This window comes from Streptomyces sp. NPDC096105 (genome assembly GCF_044763335.1).
In the GTDB taxonomy this organism is placed as follows: Bacteria; Actinomycetota; Actinomycetes; order Streptomycetales; family Streptomycetaceae; genus Streptomyces.
Map to the genome: position 1 here is coordinate 16,983 of NZ_JBIWGC010000012.1, position 17,302 is coordinate 34,284.

The window sequence follows — 17,302 nt, forward strand, 5'->3', positions numbered from 1 at the left end:
CTCTCCAGTGGTGTGGCGTCCGACGGCGGCCGGCGGCCCCGGCCGTCGCTGCGCCGCCGGTATGCCGGTCACCTGGGGCGTCCGGCTCGTGCGGCGACGGATTCGAGCGTCCTGGCGAAGGCGGCGTCGTCGGTCGTGGTACCGGTGAGCACCACGAGCGGGGGCCGTCCTCCGTCCGCGGCGACGCGCCGGGCGGCCTCGCAGGCGGCGGTGCCGCCGCCGGAGAAGGCGGCGAGGACGAGCGGCGGGTCGGTGTCCCGCGCGGGGTGCGGTGCGGCGGACCGGCCGCTTCCCGTGGTGCGCAGCAGGACGACCGCCTCGGGGCCCCGGTAGGTCTCGGCGAGCCGGGCGTAGCGCGCGCGGGGCAGGCCGTGCGTCTGGACGAGACAGACGGTGCCCGCGCCGGGGCCGGCGGCCGGCCGCAGCGGGACGAGCGCGGGTTCGGTGTCCGCCCCGGGCCCGGCGGCGGGGGGCGGACCGGCGGGGGCGGCGGGGGCCGTGGACAGCAGGCGCAGCAGGTCGGCGACAGTGGTGGAGTCGGCGGCCAGGTAGGGCACCTCGGTCAGCAGCGACGCGCTGTCGGCGAGCACCGCGGTGGCGTCGGCGTAGGGGGAGCTGTCGTGGGACGCGGTCAGGACGAGTCCACCGTCGGCGTCGTGCCGGGTGACGAGGGTGACGGGGAAGGCGGTCCGGGCGCCCAGTGGTTCGGGCCGTCCCACCCGGACGCCCAGCACGGCGAGTTCGGCCGACAGGTCGTCGAGGGGGCGGGGGCCGCCTTCGAAGACCAGGAGGCTGCCGTCCGGGAACGCGGAGGCGGGCGCCTGCGGTACGGGCGTCGGGGAGGTGGACCAGTCGCGGATCTGGCCGGGCGAGACCCATTCGTAGGCCGCCATGTCCAGCATCCGGTCGCGCACCTCGGCGAGCAGGGTCGCCACCGTGGACCGGGGGTCGACCTCGACGCTCAGGGGCAGCGGGGTGCGCAGGGGGCCGGGGAGGCGTTCGGCGCCCTCCAGCAGGATGCCGCGACCGGAGGCGGCGACGCCGAAGCGGACCTGCGCCGGGCCCTTCGCCCCGCTGGCCCGGTACAGCAGGACGGCCCACAGGGTCTGCAGGACGCCGCTCTCGGTACTGCCCCAGTGGGCGGCCCAGGCGGTGAGCCGCTCGGTGAGGGCCGCGTCGAGCCGCACCTCGGTGCGCCCGGCAGGAACGGGGGACGCGGCGGCCGGCCCCGGGGGCGCGGTGAGCGGGACGGGGGAGACGGCGTCGGCGCGGGGCGCGGACCGCGACCAGTAGTCACGGGCCGGTGCGGTGTCCTGCCGGTGCAGCCAGCGGACGTAGTCCCGGATGTCGGGGCGCCGTTCGCCGCCGGGCAGCCGGCCGCCGGCCAGGTAGGCGCGGTGGAACTCGCGCACGAGCAGGCGGGCGCTGAAGTCGTCGAGCAGCGCGTGGTGGTAGGTGAGCAGCACCCGGGAGGGCGTGTCACCGTCGCGCCCGGCGGATCCGCCGCCCAGGACGGTGACCCGCAGGGCGGGGGGCAGGCGCGGGTCGAGTCCGCGCCGGACGTCGTGCGCGACCAGGTCGGGCCAGCCGACCGTGCCCTCGGGCAGCCACAGGACCTCTGCGGTCACGTCGTCGTGGAGCAGGAGCAGCGGTTCGGGGCCGTCGCCGAAGGCGGCGCGCAGGACGCTCTCCCGGTCGACGACGGACTGCCAGGAGGCGCGGAACCGCTCCGGGTCGAGCCGGCCGTGCCAGGCCCAGGTCAGGCGCTCCACGTGCCGGCCGGGGTGGGCGTCGGCGTCGGCGAGCAGTTCGCGCTGAAGTGCGGTGGGCGGCACGGACCGGGCGGTGCGGGCGCCGTGCGCCGGGTGGGTGAGCAGGTCGGCGAGCAGGCCCCAGGGGAAGGCGGCGCCGGGCTTCCCGGGGGACAGCCGCAGGGTGTGGCGCGCGGGCCCGTGACCCTCGACCCGGTGCGGCCGGGCGGGCGCGTCGGGGTGGTGGACGGCGACCTGGTCGAGGGCGGCCTCCAGCCGGTCCCCGTCCAGCGGGCCGAGCACTTCCAGTGCCGGGTCGTCGTGGGGGGCCGGCCCGAGGTCGAGGACGACGGTCGTGTCCCGGCCGGGCGGTGGCGTCGGTGCGGTGTGGTGTGCGGTCATCGACGGTGTGGGGCGGGCACCTTCCGTGGTCGCGTACGGTGTACGTCCACGCGTACGGCGGTGTGCACGGCGGCTGTGTGCACGACCTCGGCGTGCGGCTCGAAGGCCCCCTCCCTCCCCTCTGTGCGAACGCCCGACGAGTATGCGCGGCGGCGCCGACACGGGCCCGACACGGCGCTGACACGGCGCTGGACAGGGCCGGCGCCCGCGGCTCAGGTGCCCGGACCGGGCGCGGGGCCGTCCGGCGGTCCGGGGTCGAGCAGGCCGGCGACGGCGCCCATGAAGCCCTCGTCGAGCATGCTGCCGGCGGCGGTGTCGCGGGAGGTGTCCAGGCCGGCGTCGTGGCAGGCGACGCTGAGGAGGTAGCGGCCGAGCACCCGGTGCGTGCCGAAGGCCCATTCGCCGCGGGAGGCGGACCGGCCGGCGGGGGTCAGCAGGCCCGTTTCGTCGCCGCCGCCGAACCCGAACTCGGTGAAGCCGAGGCGCAGTCCCTGGCCGATGGCCTTGGTGTACGCCTCCTTCAGGGTCCACAGCCGCAGCAGGGCCGCCGACCGCTGCTCGGGGGGCATCCGCTCCAGCTCGGCGCGTTCGGCGGGGCTGCACATGTGGCCGTGCAGCAGGTCGAACGACATGGGGCGGTCGGCGGGTTCGGCGTCCACGCCGATCCGGCCGTTGCGGCTGACGCCCACGGCGATCAGGTCGTCGGTGTGGGTGAGGCTGATGTCGACCTGGTCGAGACCGCGCAGGTAGGGCCGCCCGCCGATCTTGTACGCCAGGTTCAGGTCGGTGGCGCGCGTGTCCAGCGCGGCGGCGGCCGTGAACTTGGTGACCAGGCGCGAGGTGACGAACCGGTAGCGGATGAGCGGGTCGGCGGTGCGCCGGTAGCGCTGCCAGTCCCGGCCCAGCAGGGGGCGCAGGCCCGGGTCGGTGACGGCGGTGCCGAGCCACTCGCCCCACGTGGTGAACACCGTGGCGTTGCCGCGTGCCCGCATGCCCTCGCGGACCCGCTGCCAGGGGCCGTCGGGGCCGCCGACGTGGACGGGTTCGCTGATGCGGTCGGTGTCGACGGTGCCGGTGTCCGTCAGGGTGTCTGTCAGGCGGTTCACTTCGGTCCACCCTTTCCGTGGGTCGGGCAGGCGGGGGTGCGGGGCGGTGCCGTCCGCGTGCGGTCTCCGCCGCCGGGCCGGCCGCGGTGCCGGGGGGTGTCACTGGGCCAGGACGGTGGCGTCCAGGTCGCAGCCGAGGCCGGACCGGTAGCGGCGGATCAGTTCGTCGAGCACCTGCCGTACGCAGCCGTCGGGCAGGTCGGGCACGGGGATGCCGAGCCGGGCGCCGAGCCGGGACAGGGCCAGCACGGCCCAGGCCGGGTCGGCGAGGAACGGGTCGGTGCCGTCCTGGCCCTCCCAGACGCCGAGGACCGCGGCGGCGCCGGCGAGCAGGCTGTAGCGGTCGCTGAGGACGCACACCGCCGGGTCGGCGAGGCCCCGGCTGCCATAGGGGGGCAGGGTCCGGCAGGTCTCGCGCAGGGCGCGCAGTTCGGCGACGAACGCCTCGGCCAGTTCGGCGAGCGCGCCGATCTGGCCGCCGACCGCGCGGCCCGCGGCGAGGCGGGCGGCCGAGCCGGCCAGGGACGCTGCCATGAAGTCGCCGCCGCCCGCGATGCCCAGCGTCCGGTAGTCCAGCGCGGGCAGTTCGGCGCCCGGGCGGAACAGTTCGGGCGGCGGCTCCTCCTCGGCGAACCAGGCGGTCTCGGCCAGCGTCCGGAGCTGCGGGACGATCACGGCCTGGCAGGAGGCGGTGCCGGCGTGGCCGAGGCCGGCCACCGGCAGGTCCCGGACCAGCTTGTCGAGGGCGCCGTACTCGGGGCTGTCGAGGTCGTAGCCCCGGCCGCCCAGTACGGCGGCCAGCTCCTCCAGGTCCTCCCGCAGCAGGTCGGGGACGACGTACTTGACGGCCGCGGCGAACACGTGGGCCCGGCCGGGCAGCAGGCCGAGCGCGCGCAGCGCGACGGTGGCCATCGCGTCGCAGGCCAGCAGGTCGGCGAAGACGCCGGTGAGGGGCTTGTGCCAGCGGCGGGCGACGGTGCCGCCGCGTCCGGTGGTGGCGGCGCGGACCGCGGAGTGCAGGACGGTGTCGGCGGCGGCGGTGACGACGCCGCAGATCACGCTGCGGTTGACCTGGAAGGTGCGCAGGGCCAGGGCGACGCCGTCGCCGAGGCCGCCGACGAGCGTGTCCCTCGGCACGGCGCGGCCCTCGAACTCCAGGCCGCTGAAGAGCGCTCCGCGCATGCCGGAGGTCTCCACCCGCGGCAGGTGGCGCATCGTGCCGGGCGCGGCCCGCGCGGGGTCCAGGAGGAACACCGAGTGGCTGCGCGGTCCCCGGGCGGCGTCGGTGCGGGCGTAGACGACGTGGGCGTCGGCGCGCGAGGCGTTGATGACGACGTCCTTGCGGCCGTACAGGCGGTGGCCGCCGCCGGGGGCCGGGCGGGCGGTGAACTCGTCCCGCAGGATGGCGTTGGCGTGGGCGAGTTCGTGGTGCAGGATCGTGGCGCGTCCGCCGCCCAGCAGCAGGGCGGCCACCTCGTGACGCTGGCGTTCGTCGCCGGCCGCCCAGACGGCGCCGGCCGCGAACATCGAGGTGATGCCGTGGCCGAAGCCCAGGGCGACGTCCCGCCGGAAGACCGGGCGCAGGGCCCGGGCGAGCAGGTCGGCGCGGGTGAGCCGGCCGCCGTACGCGGCGGGCACGAACTCGGCGGCCCAGCCCGCCTCGTCGAGCAGGGCCTCGGTCTCGGGCGGTGGGGTGCGCCGGCCGTCGGCGTCGAACAGGGCGCGCAGTCCGTGCGGGTTGGCCGGCTCGTACGGGTCGCCGAGCAGGGCTTCGAGCCGTGCCGCACGCGCGCGTGCGTCCGCCTCCCAGCGGCCCGGCGGGCCGCCGGGCGCCGATGCGACTGCGGCTGCGGTCTGCGCGGTGCCGGCCATGGCGCGGTGATCAGCTCCTTCGTCCCCCGACGGGGTCTCTCGCACGCCTGGGGACCACCTTGGCGGTACCGCCTCGTGAGCGGCCGCAGCGGTGGTGGAGCGGTGCCGGAGCCGGGCCTGGACCACCGCGCGGACGCGGCCCGGGGGTGTGCCGTCAGACGCCCGCCCGCGCGGACTGCTTGCGCGTGACGAAGGCGTCGAGCGCGCGGAGGGTGCGGAAGTGCTCGAGTTCCATGTCCGCCTCCTCGACGGTGACGTCGAACTCGCGCTCGACGAAGGCCACCAGTTGGAGCGCGAACAGTGAGCTGACGTAGCCCTGCTCGAAGATGTCGTCGTCGTCCCCGAGGTCGTGGACCGGGAAGAACCTGGAGAGGTACGCCGCCGTCCTCGCCTTGGCCTCCGTGCTCATCGCCTCACCCTCCTGTCGTCGTGCGGCCCGCCGGGATCCGTGGAATGACTCCACCGTCGACTGTCCCGGGCGGCGCTGGAGGGCGCCCGGAGCCGCGACGGACCCCGGGCGCACGGGCGGTTCAGCCGGAGCGGACCGCGGACTCGGCGTGTTCCCGGGCCAGTTCGAGGGTGGCCGTGGAGTTGCGGCCGAGGGCCTCGCGGACGTGGCGGCGGGCCTGCGCGAGGTCCGCGCCGGGGCCGAGGACGCGTTCGACCGCGTCCTCGCGCAGCACCACGCTGTGCTGGGAGACGGCGGTCGTCCCGCTGCCGTCGGACACCACGGACCACTCGCCGGTGTGCGCCTCCATCAGCGCGGGGGTGGCCGTCTGCTTGTAGATGATGCGGCCGGCGTGCGGGAAGCAGATCCGCACGGACTCGGTGGTGTGCGAGGCGCCGTCCGCGGTGAGCGTGTCCATCGCCATGACCTGGACGCCGGGCGCGTCCTCCGTGAGCTCCAGCCGGGACACGTGGGGGATCAGCCGGGGCCAGTCGCCGGCCCGGTAGAGGAAGTCGTAGACCAGCTCGGCGGGGGCTTCCACGCGGACCGAGTCCTCGAAGGACAGCACCAGTGCGTCGAAGCGCCGCCAGCGCTCGGCGAGCTGCCTCAGGCCGGCCAGTTCGGCGCGGGAGTTGGTGTCGACGGCGCGCTGCACCCAGTCCACGTCCTGCGGCCGGTCGCCGTGGACGGTGAAGTCGTGCAGCAGGGTCAGCAGGGTGGTGCCGCCCGGCAGCTCCTCGACCGCCCAGGTGCCGTGCATGGTCTCCACCGGCGCCTGAGGGTGCGACTGGCGGAACTCCACCCGCCGGGTCGCCGGGTCCTGCACCCGCCGTGAGATCCAGGACCGCACCTGGCCGTTGGCCGTCGCCCACATGCGCAGGCGCTCGTTGGTCCCGTCCGTCTCCAGTTTCTCGACGTGGACGTTGGGGGGGAAGAACAGCGGCCACCGCACCGCGTCCGCGATCAGTCCGTAGACGATCCCGGCCGGTGCGTCCACCTCGGTCGAGTGCGACGTCCTGTGCACGCGCTCACCCGTCACCACACACCTCTTCTCTGACGTCGTGGTCCGACGTCGTCTCAGAAATTGCCCAGTCCGCCGCAGACGTTGATCGCCTGCGCGGTGATGGACGCGGCCGGTCCGGAGGCCAGATAGGCCACGAGCGCGGCGACCTCCTGCGGCGTGGAGTAGCGGCCGAGGGGGATCTTCGCCTCGAACTGCTCCCGCACCGCGTCCTCGGTGGTGTCCCAGGCGGCGGCGTACCCCTGCCGTACGCGGGAGGCCATCGGCGTCTCGACGTAGCCCGGGCAGACCGCGTTGACGGTGACACCCGTGGGGGCGAGTTCGCGGCCCAGGGCCTTGGTGAAGCCGACGACGCCGTGCTTGGAGGCGCTGTAGGGGGCGCCGAGCAGCACGCCCTGCTTGCCGGCGGTGGACGCGATGTTGATGATCCGTCCGTGTGCGGCGCCGGACAGGCCGCCGTTCTTCAGTACCTCGCGGGTCACCAGGAACACGCTGTTGAGGTTGGTGTCGATGACGTCGTACCAGAGGTCGTCGGTGAGGTCGGCGGTGACGCCGCCGCCGCTGCGTCCGGCGTTGTTGACCAGGACCGTGACCGGCCCGTACGTGTCCACCGCGGCGCGCACCAGGTCGGCCACCGCGGTGCGGGAGCGCACGTCGGCGGCCTGGCCGTCCGCCTGGAGGCCCTCGGCGCGCAGGTCCTCGACGGTCTGCTTGACGTCGGCGTCGGTGCGGGCGCACAGGAAGACGCGGTGGCCCGCGCGGCCCAGTTCGCGGGCCACGGCCAGTCCGATGCCGCTGGTGGCGCCGGTGACCAGGGCGACGGGGGCGGTGGGGCCGCCGGGGGTGACGGCGGGTCGGGCGGCGGTCACGGTCGGTCCTCCTTCGAGCGGGGTGCGGGGACGGGGCGTGCGACGGCCGGTTCGCGCGGGGGCTCACCGGCGAGGCGCGTGGCCGGCCGCAGCGGGGCCAGCGGCTGCTCCAGCGCCGTGCGGGTCAGGGTGCGGCCGCGTGCGGCGACGTAGCCGTCCGGGCGGACCAGCAGCCAGCAGCCGGGCGCCAGGCCGAGCGCCCGGCGCAGCGCGGAGTCCGGGTCGGTGAGGGGGGCGGGGCCCTCGGTGTGGCCGCCCCCCACGGTGCGGACGGACAGCCACTCGCCGTACTGCACGGCGGCGGTGACGGCGACGCCGGCGGGTCCGTCGCCCGGTCCGGTGCCGCCGCCGGCCAGCAGCAGCGACCAGCGGGGGTCGCGCAGTTCCTCGTGCAGGGCGCGGAAGCCGGGCACGTCGGGGTCGTGGACCGGGGCCGCGGTGGCCCGCTCGCCGGGCGCGGGTCCGGCGACGATGAGGTGCGGGTGCTGATCGGGGGTGGTCAGCGGGGACCCGGGGTAGCCGAGGCGCAGTCCGGACATGCCGCCGAGCACCTTGCGCTGGATGGCGCGCCGCAGTCTCGGCACGTTGCGCACGACGGTGAAGACGACGGGCAGCGCCACCGACGCCAGGAAGTTCTTGAGCTGGACGAGGGAGGTGGCGGTGCGGGTGGAGCCGAGCAGGGCCTCGCCGATGGGCACCCGCTCCTCGCTGTAGGTCTCCAGCAGTTCCGGTCCCGCGTGCCCCTGATCGACCTGGGCCAGTTTCCAGGCCAGGTTGTAGGCCTCCTGGATGCCGGTGTTCATGCCCTGGCCGGAGGCGGGGCTGTGCACGTGCGCGGCGTCTCCGGCGACGAAGACCCGGCCCCGCTGCATGCGCCGGACCATGCGCTGCTGGAAGGTGAAGACGGAGGTCCACTCCGGTGGGCCGACCCGGGCGGTGCGTCCGAGGCCGGCCGTCAGCTTGGCGCCGAACCGGGCGGCGGTGCCGGCGGCGTCCGCGGCGGCCCGGGACGCGGCGTCGGGGCCGGGCGCGGTGTCGAGGAGCCTCCAGTACCCGTCCCGGGCGTAGGGCACCATCATCATCGTCTGGCTGCCGGTGTGCGCCCAGTAGATGGTGTCGGGCGGCAGGTCGATGTCGACGGGCGCGTCGGCGAGCATCCAGGTCTCGCTGGTCTCCCCGAGCAGTTCCAGCCCGAGCAGCTTGCGCACGGTGCTGTGCCCGCCGTCGCAGCCCACCAGCCACGACGTCTCGACGTCCTCCTCCCGGCCGTCGCGGGCCAGTCGCAGCACCACGCGGTCGTCGTCCTGCTCGAACGCGGTCAGGCGGGTCCCCCACTCGACCTCGACGCCGTGCCGGGCCACGGCCCGGCGCAGTTCGGCCTCGGTGTCGGTCTGGGCGACGATCAGCGAGTACGGGTGGGAGGTCGGCATGGTGGAGTAGTCGGCCTCCAGGCGCACCAGGCGGCGCCCGCGGGCGTACATGGTGAAGGCCCGGTTCCGGCGGCCCCGCGCGATCACGGCGTCGGCGATGCCCATCTGCGCGAACGTCTCCAGGGTGCGCGGGTGCGCGGCCACCGCCCTGCTGGTGCGCGCGGGTCCGTCGGCGGCGTCGATCAGGCGCACCGCGACGCCCCTGCGGGCGAGTTCGTGTGCGGCGGTCAGTCCGACGGGGCCGGCGCCCACGACGACGGCCCGGGGCCGCCCGGGGCCGGTCATCAGGCGCTCACCTCCACCGTCTCGAACAGTCCGGGCTCGGGGGTGGCGAGCGGGCCGAGCTGCTTGACCAGGGACTGGAACTCGTCGCTGCGCACGGCCTTCTGGTGCGCTTCGGCGTCCTCCCAGACGGCCAGCTCCAGGTAGACGTTGGGGTGCCAGGCGTGGCGCATGACCTGGTGGCTGACGTAGCCGGGCTGGGCGGCCATGTAGGCGGTGAGCTGGTTCTTGACGCTGAGGAAGGTGTCGAGGTCGCCGTGCACGGTCAGTTTGTTGACGAAGGTCACCATGGTCTGCTCCTGGAGGTGGTCGAGGGAACGGGGCGCGGACCGGGTGCGGAACGCGGCCCGCTCGGCGAGCGCCTGCCGCACGCGGCTGCGCGCGGGTTTGCCGGTGGGGGTGCGTGGTACGGCTGACAGGACTTCGGCGGCCCGGATGTGCTCGAAGGAGGCGAGGCGTTCGTTGGCGCGCGCGACGACGGAGCGCAGGACGGCGTCCGCCCTCCGCTCGCCCGGGTCCTCGCGCAGGACGACGCCGGCCCAGGCCGTCCGGCCGTGCTCGGCGTCGCGCAGGCCCGCGACGACGCAGTCGGCGACCCGCGGGTCCCGGGCGAGGGCCCGTTCGACGCGGGCGGGCGAGACGATCTCGTTGTCGTACTTGAAGATGTCGTCGACGCGGTCCACCAGCCGCAGCACCCCGTCGTCGTCGGCCGTTCCGATGTCCCCGGTGCTGAACCAGCCGTCCGCGTCGACGCGGGAGCGGGTCTCCTCACCGAGGTACCCGGCCATCAGCTGCGGTCCCCTGACCTGCACCTCGCCCAGGGAGCCGGCGTCGACCGGGCGGCGGGTGACGAGGTCCACGAGCCGGCAGTCGGTCCCGGGCACGGGGGTGCCGACGGTGCCGGGCCGTGGCGGGCCGCCAGGGCGCAGGCAGTGGGTGAGCGGGGACAGTTCGGCCATGCCGTAGCCCTGAACGACGGGGACGCCGAGCAGGTCGCCGAGGATGTGCGCGGTCTCGGGCAGCAGCGCCGAGCCGCCGGACAGGACGGCGGTGAGGCGGGTGCCGCCGCGGGCGGCGCGGGGGGTGCGGGGCAGCCGCTCGTCGGCGGCGAGCCGGTGCAGGCGGGCGGGCAGCCCGTAGTAGTGGGTGGCGCCGGTGCCGGCGGCGACGGCCAGTGAGGTCACCGGGTCGGGGTCGGCGCACAGGACCTGGGAGGCGCCCGCGTCCAGCGCGCTGTTGAGGTGCATGACGTGGTAGAGCGGCAGGTGGTTGAGGGTGACCGAGCCGGGGCCGAGACCGTGCGCGAGGGCGGTCTGGCGGGCGTTGGCGACGAGGTTGCGGTGGGTGAGCAGGACGCCCTTGGGCATTCCGGTGGTCCCGGTGGTGAACTGCACGCAGGCGACCGCGCCGGGGTCCGTGCCGCCGGGGCGTCCCAGGGCGGCCTCGGTCAGGCCTTCGAGGGCCGCGCTCAGGGGCAGGCAGCCGGAAGGCACCGCGCCGGAGGCGTCGGCGTCGGTCACGACGATCGTGTGCAGGGCGGGCAGGGCGCCGCGCAGTCCGGCCAGGTGCCCGGCGACGGCCGGGGGCACCAGGGCCAGTTCGACGTCCGCGGCGGTGAGGACGTGCCGCAGTCCGTGCGCGCCGATCAGCGGATTGACCAGCACGACCGTGGCGCCGCCGCGCGCGACGCCGTGGTAGGCGGCGGCGAACACCGGGTCGAGGACGCAGGCGACACCCACGCGCGCGCCCGGCCGTCCCCCGGTCGCGCGCCGTACGAACGCGGCGATCCGGTCGGCCAGCGCGTCCAGCTCGCCGAAGGTCCAGGCGCGGCGCCCGGTGCGTACGGCGAGCCCCTCGGGATCACGGACGGCGGCCGTGCGCAGCAGGCCGTCCACCGTCATGTCGGGGTACGCGAGGTTCGCCACGGGCTCGTCCTCCAGCGGGTCTCGGGGGCGCTACCCACGTTCTGCCGCACCGCTTGAGGAAGGTTCGAAGAGCACTCGATCCGGGCGGCGGACAGTGGGCGCTACCGACGGAACGAAAGGCTGGTCCGCATGACCACCGAGACGCTCGAACGCTCCGTAGACCTCGCCGGGCAGACGGGGTTCGGCGACCTGTACGCACGGGTGCAGCGGTTCTACGCGCACCAGATGCAGCTTTTCGACCTGCACGACGCCGACCGCTGGGCCGCGACGTTCACCGAGGACGCCGTGTTCAGCGTGCCGACCCTGGACGCGCCGGTGCGCGGCCGGGCGGGCCTGGTCGCCAACGTGCTGCGCAACCGGCGCCGCCAGGAGGAGAGCGGCGAACAGCACCGGCACTGGATCGGCATGCTCGACGTGCGCCCCGGCCCGGACGGGACGCTGCGCACCCGCTGCTACGCCCTGGTGCACGTCACGCCCCGGGGCGGCGGTTCGCGACTGCTGCGGGTCTGCGTCATGGAGGACGAGCTGGTCCCCGCGGGCGGCGACTGGCAGACCCGGCGACGTGTGGTCACCCGGGACGACCTGGCCTGAAGGAGGCTGACGACATGACGGTGCAGACGATCGGGGAAGGGTCCGCCACCGACGGGGCCGCCCTGTACGCGCGCGTCCAGCAGTTCTACGCGGACCAGGTCGCGCTGCTGGACGAGCTGCGGGCTCAGGAGTTCGCGGAGACGTTCACCGAGGACGGCGTCTTCTCGCCCTCGCCCTCGGTGCCGGCCGTCCACGGGCGCGCGGCCATCGCGGCGGCGCTGCTGGCCGCCCACGAACGGCGGTTCCGCTCGGAAGAGGTGCGCAGGCGGCACTGGTACAACATGCTGCGGGTGTCGGTCCGTCCGGACGGGGCGCTGCACACGCGGTACTACACGCTGGTGGCCGTCACCCGGCCCTGGAACCCGGTGCCGGACATCGGGCCGAGCAGCGTGGTGGAGGACCTGCTGGTGGTCCAGGACGGCGCGTTGCTCACCCGCGAGCGGCGCGTCGTCCCGGACCACCTGTCCTTCTGAGGGCCTCCTGCGGGGCGCTCCCGGGCCGCGCTCAGGCGCGGCAGACCGGGAGCCCACCGTGGTAGCGCGCCATCTCCGCGAAGAGCGCGGGGATGTCCAGCGGGTCGCCGGGCCGGCCGCCGAGCGCCTCGTGGAAGGCGCGGTGCAGGTTGGGCACCAGCCGTTCCGCGTCGAGCAGTTCGGCGTAGGGACCGGGGCCGGCCTCGCGGGCGGTCTCCAGGGGTCCCAGTCCGGCGGCCAGGCCGTCGGCGGCCAGGCGCTGGAGGCGGCGCAGGTAGGCCTCGTTGGCGTCGAACAGCTCCGGTCCGCCCACCGGGCCGTGGCCGGGGACGACGGTGCGGGCGCCGAGGGCGCGCAGGGTGTCCAGTGCCTCGATCGACCCGGCGACCGACCCCATCGGGCAGAACGGCGTCACCCCCGACATGACGAGGTCGCCGGTGAAGAGCACCCCCTGCCCGGGCAGCCAGACGACGGTGTCGCCGGTGGTGTGCGCGGGTCCCGGGTGCAGCAGTTCGGCGCGCAGCGGGCCCGTGTGCACGGTCATCCGGTCGCGGTAGGTGAGCTGCGGCGCCACCACCTCCGGGTCGCCCCAGCCCACGTCGGGCCACAGGCCGGTCAGGTGCAGGCCGGCCGCCGTGACGTCCTCGCGGGCCCGTTCGTGGGCGACGACCAGGGCCTCGGGGAAGAGGTGGTTGCCGAAGGTGTGGTCCCCGTGGAAGTGGGTGCTGACCAGCAGGCGCGGCGGGCGCGGCACGGTCCGCAGCACCGCCTCGCGCAGCCGCAGGGTCCGCGCGCGGGTCGCCGCGGTGTCCACGAGGAGGGCGTCGTTCCCGTCGGTGACCAGTCCGGCGTTGCTGAGGCACCATCCGCCGTCCCTCTGCACGTACGCGTACACGCCGTCGGCGACCTCGACCAGCTCCCCCGCCGTGCCGGCCGCGCTCACGCCCCGCTCCGGGCACCCGACGAGACGTCGGCCTCGTGCCCCGTCGGGGGCGCGGGGGTGGTGAACAGGTCCGTGCGTACGGTGGCCGGGTCGGGTCCGTAGGCGATGCGGTGGGTGATGCGCTCGCCGATCCCGGAGCGGGTGACCACCGACGCGGCCCGGGAGCGCAGCCTGGTGGCGACCGGGCCGCTGCGGCCCAGCAGCGCCTTGGCCTGGATCCGCTGGATGCGGTGCACGGTGGCCGCCGCCGGCCTGCGCCGCCGTTCGTAGGGCAGCAGCCGCTCCCGGCTCGCGTCGCCCGTGCGGACGGCGTCGAGCAGGACGGGGTGCGCGGCGGCGGCGTCCTGGAGGGCGAGGTTGATGCCCTGGGCGCCGATCGGTCCGTGGGTGTGGGCGCTGTCGCCGATCAGCAGCAGCCCGTCGTCCACCCACCGGGCGGCCTGTGCGGCGAACACGTCGAGCAGGGTGAGGTCGGACAGCGAGCGCAGGTGCTCATGGAGGAGGTCCGCGAGGTGCGGCAGGGCGTCGGCCAGTTCGCGGCGGACGTCCTCGATGCCGCGGACCGCGACCCGGCTCCAGGTGCGGTGCGGCAGGGTCCAGCCGACGCGCAGCCGGTCCGGGTGGGTGTCGTGCACGAGCAGCGCGCCCGTCCCCGTGCGGTGGATGCGTACCGCGCCGGTGGCGTGCCCCGGCGCGGGCAGCGCGAACCAGGCGACGTCCTGGTCGAAGGCCTCCCGGCGGCCGGCGTCGACGCCGGCCAGCATCCGGGTGCGGGAGTGGCGGCCGTCGGCGCCGACCACGACCCGGGCCCGCACGCCGGTGCTGCCGCCGTCGTGCCGGTGCGCCACCACGCCCGCGATCCGCTCGCCCTCGCGCAGCAGCCCGGAGACGCGGTGCCCTTCCAGGAACGTGAACCCGGGCAGCGCCCGGCAGGCGGCGAGCAGTTCGTCCAGCAGGTGGCGCTGGGGCAGCGCGAGCAGACGGTCGTAGGGTGCGGCGAGCCGCCGGTAGTCGATGTCGAGCAGCACCCGCCCGTCCTGGAGGACCTGGAAGGCGTCCAGGTCGCGGGCGCCGCGGGCGCGGGCGGCGGACAGCACGCCGAGTTCGTCGAGGACGCGTTGTCCGCCGGGCTGGAGTATCTCGCCGTGGAAGTCGCGGCGCAGGCCGGTGGAGCGCTCCACCAGGGCGACCTCGACGCCGGAGCGCAGCAGCATCAGGGTGAGGGCCAGTCCGGCGGGCCCTGCGCCGACCACACAGACGTCGACGCGCGGCGCGTCGACGCGGCTCGTCCCGGGTACGCCCAGCGAGGCCATGTCGGTTTCCCCCTTCAGGCGGTGGCGCGCGCGGACAGGGCCCCGTTGACGAGGTCGAGGTACTGGCGCGGCGTCTCGGCCTCGTCCAGTGCCTCCTCGTCGAGCGTGACGTCGTGGTCGCGTTCGATGATGCCGGTGACCTGGAGCAGGGCGAGCGAGTCGTAGCCCAGGTCGAGGAAGGGGGTGTCCAGGACGTCGCCGTTCAGGTCGATGCCCTCGCCCTCGCCGGCGCACGCGCGCAGCAGGGCGGTGAGTTCGGTCAGCTCCAGCCGGTCCACGATGTGCCTCGTCTTCCTTGGGTCCGTGGGTGGTCCGGGCCGGGCGTGGCCGCCCGGCCCGGGGGTCGTCGTCAGCCGGCGGCCCGCAGGACCGTCGCGGCGTTGAAGCCGCCCCGGCCGCGGGCCAGGACCAGCGCGGTGCGCAGCCGGGCGGGCCGGGCCGCGCCGGTCACCAGGTCCACCGGGCAGTCGTCGGCGACGCGCCGTGTGCCGACGGTCGGGGGGATCACCTGGTCGCGCAGGGCGAGCAGGGCCGCCGCCAGGTCCACCGCCGAGCCGCCCGACAGCAGCCGCCCGGTCATCGTCTTGGGCGCGGTGACGGGCACACCGAACGGCCCGAACAGGGTGGTCAGCGCCTGTGCCTCGGCCCGGTCGGCGGCCCGTTCGCCCGCGGCGTCGGCGAAGACGACGTCCACGTCGGCCGGGGTGGCCCCGGCGTCGGCCAGGGCGAGTTCGGCGGCGGCCAGCAGCCGAGGCCGGCCGGTGCCGGGTGCGGGGTCGAAGGTGGCCGCGCAGCCGGCGACGACGCCGAGGGCGTCGGCGCCCCGGGCGCGCGCCGTGTCGCCGTCCTCGACGACGAACAGGGCACCGCCCTCCCCGACGACGTGTCCGCGTGCGGCGGCGTCGAAGGGCAGGTAGGCCCGGTCGGGGTCCTCGGCGGTGCTCAGGCCGCCCGCGGCCAGGTGGGCGGTCCAGCCCCAGGGGCACAGGGTGGAATCGGCGCCGCCGGTCACCACGGCGCCCGTGCCCCGGCGCAGCAGGCGGCGTGCCTGGGCGACGGCGTCGAGGCCGCCGGCCTGTTCGGAGACGACCACGCCGCTGGGGCCGCGCAGCCCGTGCCGGATGGAGATCTGGCCGGAGTTGGCGGCGTAGAACCAGGCGAAGGACTGGTAGGCGCCGACGTGCCGGCTGCCCCGGCTCCACAGGGCCTGGAGTTCACGCTGCCCGAACTCGAACCCGCCGGCGGCGTTGGCGGTGACGACGCCGCCGGCGTAGTCGGGCAGTCGGGCGGGATCCAGCGCGGCCGTCTCCAGGGCCTGGGCGGCGGCGGCGAGCGCGAGCCGGGTGACGCGGTCGGTCTGCGGCAGCAGCCGCCCGGACACGTGCTCCTCGTCGGTGAACCCGCTGACCTCGCCGGCGAGCCGGACGGGGTACCCGGACGCGTCGAAGCGGGTGACGGGGCCGATGGCGTTGTGGCCGCGCAGCACGGAGGCCCACCAGGCCTCGGTGCCGACCCCGCCGGGCGCCACGACGCCGAGGCCGGTGACGACGGCCGTGACGTCGCGGGCGCCGATCAGTCCGCGTTCCTGTCCGGCCAGGGCGGTCATGCCGCCACCTCCGGTCGCCCGCCGGTGAGGACCATCGCGCTCTGGAAGCCGCCGAAGCCGCTGCCGACGCTGAGCACGGTGTCGGTGCGCTGTTCGCGGGCGGTCAGCGGCGTGTAGTCGAGGTCGCAGTCGGGGTCGGGGTCGTGCAGGTTGGCGGTGGGCGGCACGGTGTCGTGCTTGATGGCCAGGGCGCAGGCGGCGATCTCCAGGGAGCCGATCGCGCCGAGTGAGTGCCCGATCATCGACTTGATGGAACTGACCGGGATGCGACGGGCGTGCTCGCCCAGGGCGCGTTTGAAGGCGGCCGTCTCGTGCTTGTCGTTCTGCTTGGTGCCGGAGCCGTGGGCGTTGACGTAGTCGACGTCCTCGGGGTTCAGCCGTGCCTCCAGCAGCGCGACGCGGATGGCTTCCGCCATCTCCGCGCCGTCCAGGCGCAGTCCGGTCATGTGGTAGGCGTTGGAGCGGCCGGCAAACCCGGCGATCTCGGCGTACACGGGCGCGCCACGCCGCAGCGCGTGTCCGTACTCCTCCAGGACGAGCACGGCGCAGCCCTCGCCGAGGACGAAGCCGTTGCGGGTGCGGTCGAAGGGGCGCGAGGCGGTCCCCGGTTCGTCGTTGCGGGCGGAGGTGGCGCGGATGGCGTCGAAGGAGGCCAGGGTGATCGGGGTGATCGGCGCCTCGGAGGCGCCCGCGACCATCACGTCGGCGCTGCCCTCGCGGATGAGTTCGACGGCGTGGCCGAGGGCGTCCAGGCCGGAGGTGCAGCCGGTGGAGACGACGGCGACGGGTCCCAGTGCCCCGGCGTCCCGGGCGACCTCGGCGGCCAGGGAGCTGGGTACCAGGTAGTCGCCGAGCCGTGCCTCGGCACGGGTGTGGTCCAGTTGCCAGCCGGCGCCGCGCTCGCTGACGTGCGCGTAGATCTCGTCGAGGCCGGTGCTGCACCCGACGGCGCTGCCCAGCACCACGCCGGTGCGTTCCGCCGTCGCGGCGGTGTCCAGTCCGCTGTCGGCGACCGCCTCGCGGGCGGCGACCAGCCCGAACTGGGCGGCCCGGTCCAGGCGCCGGGTCTCCTCGGCGGTGAAGCCGTGCCGGGCGGGGTCGAAGTCGGCCTCGGCCGCGATGCGCGACCGGAACGCCGAGGCGTCGAAGAGGGTGATCGGCCGGGTGGCGGTGCGTCCCTCGGTGAGCAGCGACCAGAAGGCGGCGGTGCCCACGCCCCCGGGCGCGACCACCCCGATCCCGGTGATGGCGACTCGTCTCATCGGCTGTC

15 protein-coding genes are annotated in these 17,302 nt (G+C 75.5%); 2 read left to right on the top strand and 13 right to left on the bottom strand.

Annotated elements, in window-relative coordinates; genetic code table 11:
• Nucleotides 1-68: 68 nt before the first annotated feature.
• The 8 genes from ACIQ8B_RS19900 to ACIQ8B_RS19935 form a co-directional block, all read right to left on the bottom strand.
• Nucleotides 69-2,153: a condensation domain-containing protein gene (locus ACIQ8B_RS19900; protein WP_403548362.1), complete on the bottom strand. Its 2,085-nt coding sequence runs from the start codon at nucleotides 2,151-2,153 to the stop codon at nucleotides 69-71.
• Between the two features lie 212 nt (nucleotides 2,154-2,365).
• On the bottom strand, nucleotides 2,366-3,259 hold the full coding sequence (locus ACIQ8B_RS19905; RefSeq protein WP_403548364.1) for a 4'-phosphopantetheinyl transferase family protein: 894 nt from the start codon (nucleotides 3,257-3,259) through the stop codon (nucleotides 2,366-2,368).
• A gap of 99 nt (nucleotides 3,260-3,358) precedes the next feature.
• On the bottom strand, nucleotides 3,359-5,131 hold the full coding sequence (locus ACIQ8B_RS19910) for an acyl-CoA dehydrogenase (RefSeq protein WP_403548366.1): 1,773 nt from the start codon (nucleotides 5,129-5,131) through the stop codon (nucleotides 3,359-3,361).
• A 154-nt stretch (nucleotides 5,132-5,285) separates the two neighbouring features.
• On the bottom strand, nucleotides 5,286-5,540 hold the full coding sequence (locus tag ACIQ8B_RS19915; RefSeq protein ID WP_290010955.1) for an acyl carrier protein: 255 nt from the start codon (nucleotides 5,538-5,540) through the stop codon (nucleotides 5,286-5,288).
• 121 nt (nucleotides 5,541-5,661) lie between these two features.
• Nucleotides 5,662-6,618 (bottom strand): aromatase/cyclase, encoded by a 957-nt coding sequence (locus ACIQ8B_RS19920; RefSeq protein WP_403548368.1) that lies wholly within the window; start codon nucleotides 6,616-6,618, stop codon nucleotides 5,662-5,664.
• Nucleotides 6,619-6,656: 38 nt separating this feature from the next.
• Nucleotides 6,657-7,469: a 3-oxoacyl-ACP reductase FabG gene (fabG, locus tag ACIQ8B_RS19925; RefSeq protein ID WP_403548370.1), complete on the bottom strand. Its 813-nt coding sequence runs from the start codon at nucleotides 7,467-7,469 to the stop codon at nucleotides 6,657-6,659.
• Nucleotides 7,466-9,184, bottom strand: coding sequence for an FAD-dependent oxidoreductase (locus ACIQ8B_RS19930; protein ID WP_403548372.1), 1,719 nt, complete (start codon nucleotides 9,182-9,184; stop codon nucleotides 7,466-7,468). Before ACIQ8B_RS19930 ends, fabG begins: the two co-directional genes overlap by 4 nt.
• Nucleotides 9,184-11,106 (bottom strand): AMP-binding protein, encoded by a 1,923-nt coding sequence (locus ACIQ8B_RS19935; protein WP_403548374.1) that lies wholly within the window; start codon nucleotides 11,104-11,106, stop codon nucleotides 9,184-9,186. Before ACIQ8B_RS19935 ends, ACIQ8B_RS19930 begins: the two co-directional genes overlap by 1 nt.
• 129 nt (nucleotides 11,107-11,235) lie before the next feature.
• Here ACIQ8B_RS19935 and ACIQ8B_RS19940 point away from each other — a divergent pair, with 129 nt between their 5' ends.
• Nucleotides 11,236-11,697: a nuclear transport factor 2 family protein gene (locus ACIQ8B_RS19940; RefSeq protein WP_403548376.1), complete on the top strand. Its 462-nt coding sequence runs from the start codon at nucleotides 11,236-11,238 to the stop codon at nucleotides 11,695-11,697.
• Nucleotides 11,698-11,711: 14 nt separating this feature from the next.
• Nucleotides 11,712-12,170 (top strand): nuclear transport factor 2 family protein, encoded by a 459-nt coding sequence (locus ACIQ8B_RS19945; protein WP_290010948.1) that lies wholly within the window; start codon nucleotides 11,712-11,714, stop codon nucleotides 12,168-12,170.
• Nucleotides 12,171-12,201: 31 nt separating this feature from the next.
• On the opposite strand, the gene ACIQ8B_RS19950 is transcribed toward ACIQ8B_RS19945, so the two are convergent.
• From ACIQ8B_RS19950 to ACIQ8B_RS19970, 5 genes are all read right to left on the bottom strand, one after another.
• On the bottom strand, nucleotides 12,202-13,113 hold the full coding sequence (locus tag ACIQ8B_RS19950) for an MBL fold metallo-hydrolase (RefSeq protein WP_403548378.1): 912 nt from the start codon (nucleotides 13,111-13,113) through the stop codon (nucleotides 12,202-12,204).
• Complete coding sequence (locus ACIQ8B_RS19955; RefSeq protein ID WP_403548380.1) at nucleotides 13,110-14,426, bottom strand: FAD-dependent monooxygenase; 1,317 nt, start codon at nucleotides 14,424-14,426, stop codon at nucleotides 13,110-13,112. Before ACIQ8B_RS19955 ends, ACIQ8B_RS19950 begins: the two co-directional genes overlap by 4 nt.
• Before the next feature lie 14 nt (nucleotides 14,427-14,440).
• On the bottom strand, nucleotides 14,441-14,704 hold the full coding sequence (locus ACIQ8B_RS19960; protein WP_403548382.1) for an acyl carrier protein: 264 nt from the start codon (nucleotides 14,702-14,704) through the stop codon (nucleotides 14,441-14,443).
• A 71-nt stretch (nucleotides 14,705-14,775) separates the two neighbouring features.
• On the bottom strand, nucleotides 14,776-16,032 hold the full coding sequence (locus tag ACIQ8B_RS19965) for a ketosynthase chain-length factor (RefSeq protein ID WP_403548384.1): 1,257 nt from the start codon (nucleotides 16,030-16,032) through the stop codon (nucleotides 14,776-14,778).
• On the bottom strand, nucleotides 16,029-17,294 hold the full coding sequence (locus ACIQ8B_RS19970; RefSeq protein ID WP_290010945.1) for a beta-ketoacyl synthase: 1,266 nt from the start codon (nucleotides 17,292-17,294) through the stop codon (nucleotides 16,029-16,031). Before ACIQ8B_RS19970 ends, ACIQ8B_RS19965 begins: the two co-directional genes overlap by 4 nt.
• Between the last annotated feature and the right edge of the window lie 8 nt (nucleotides 17,295-17,302).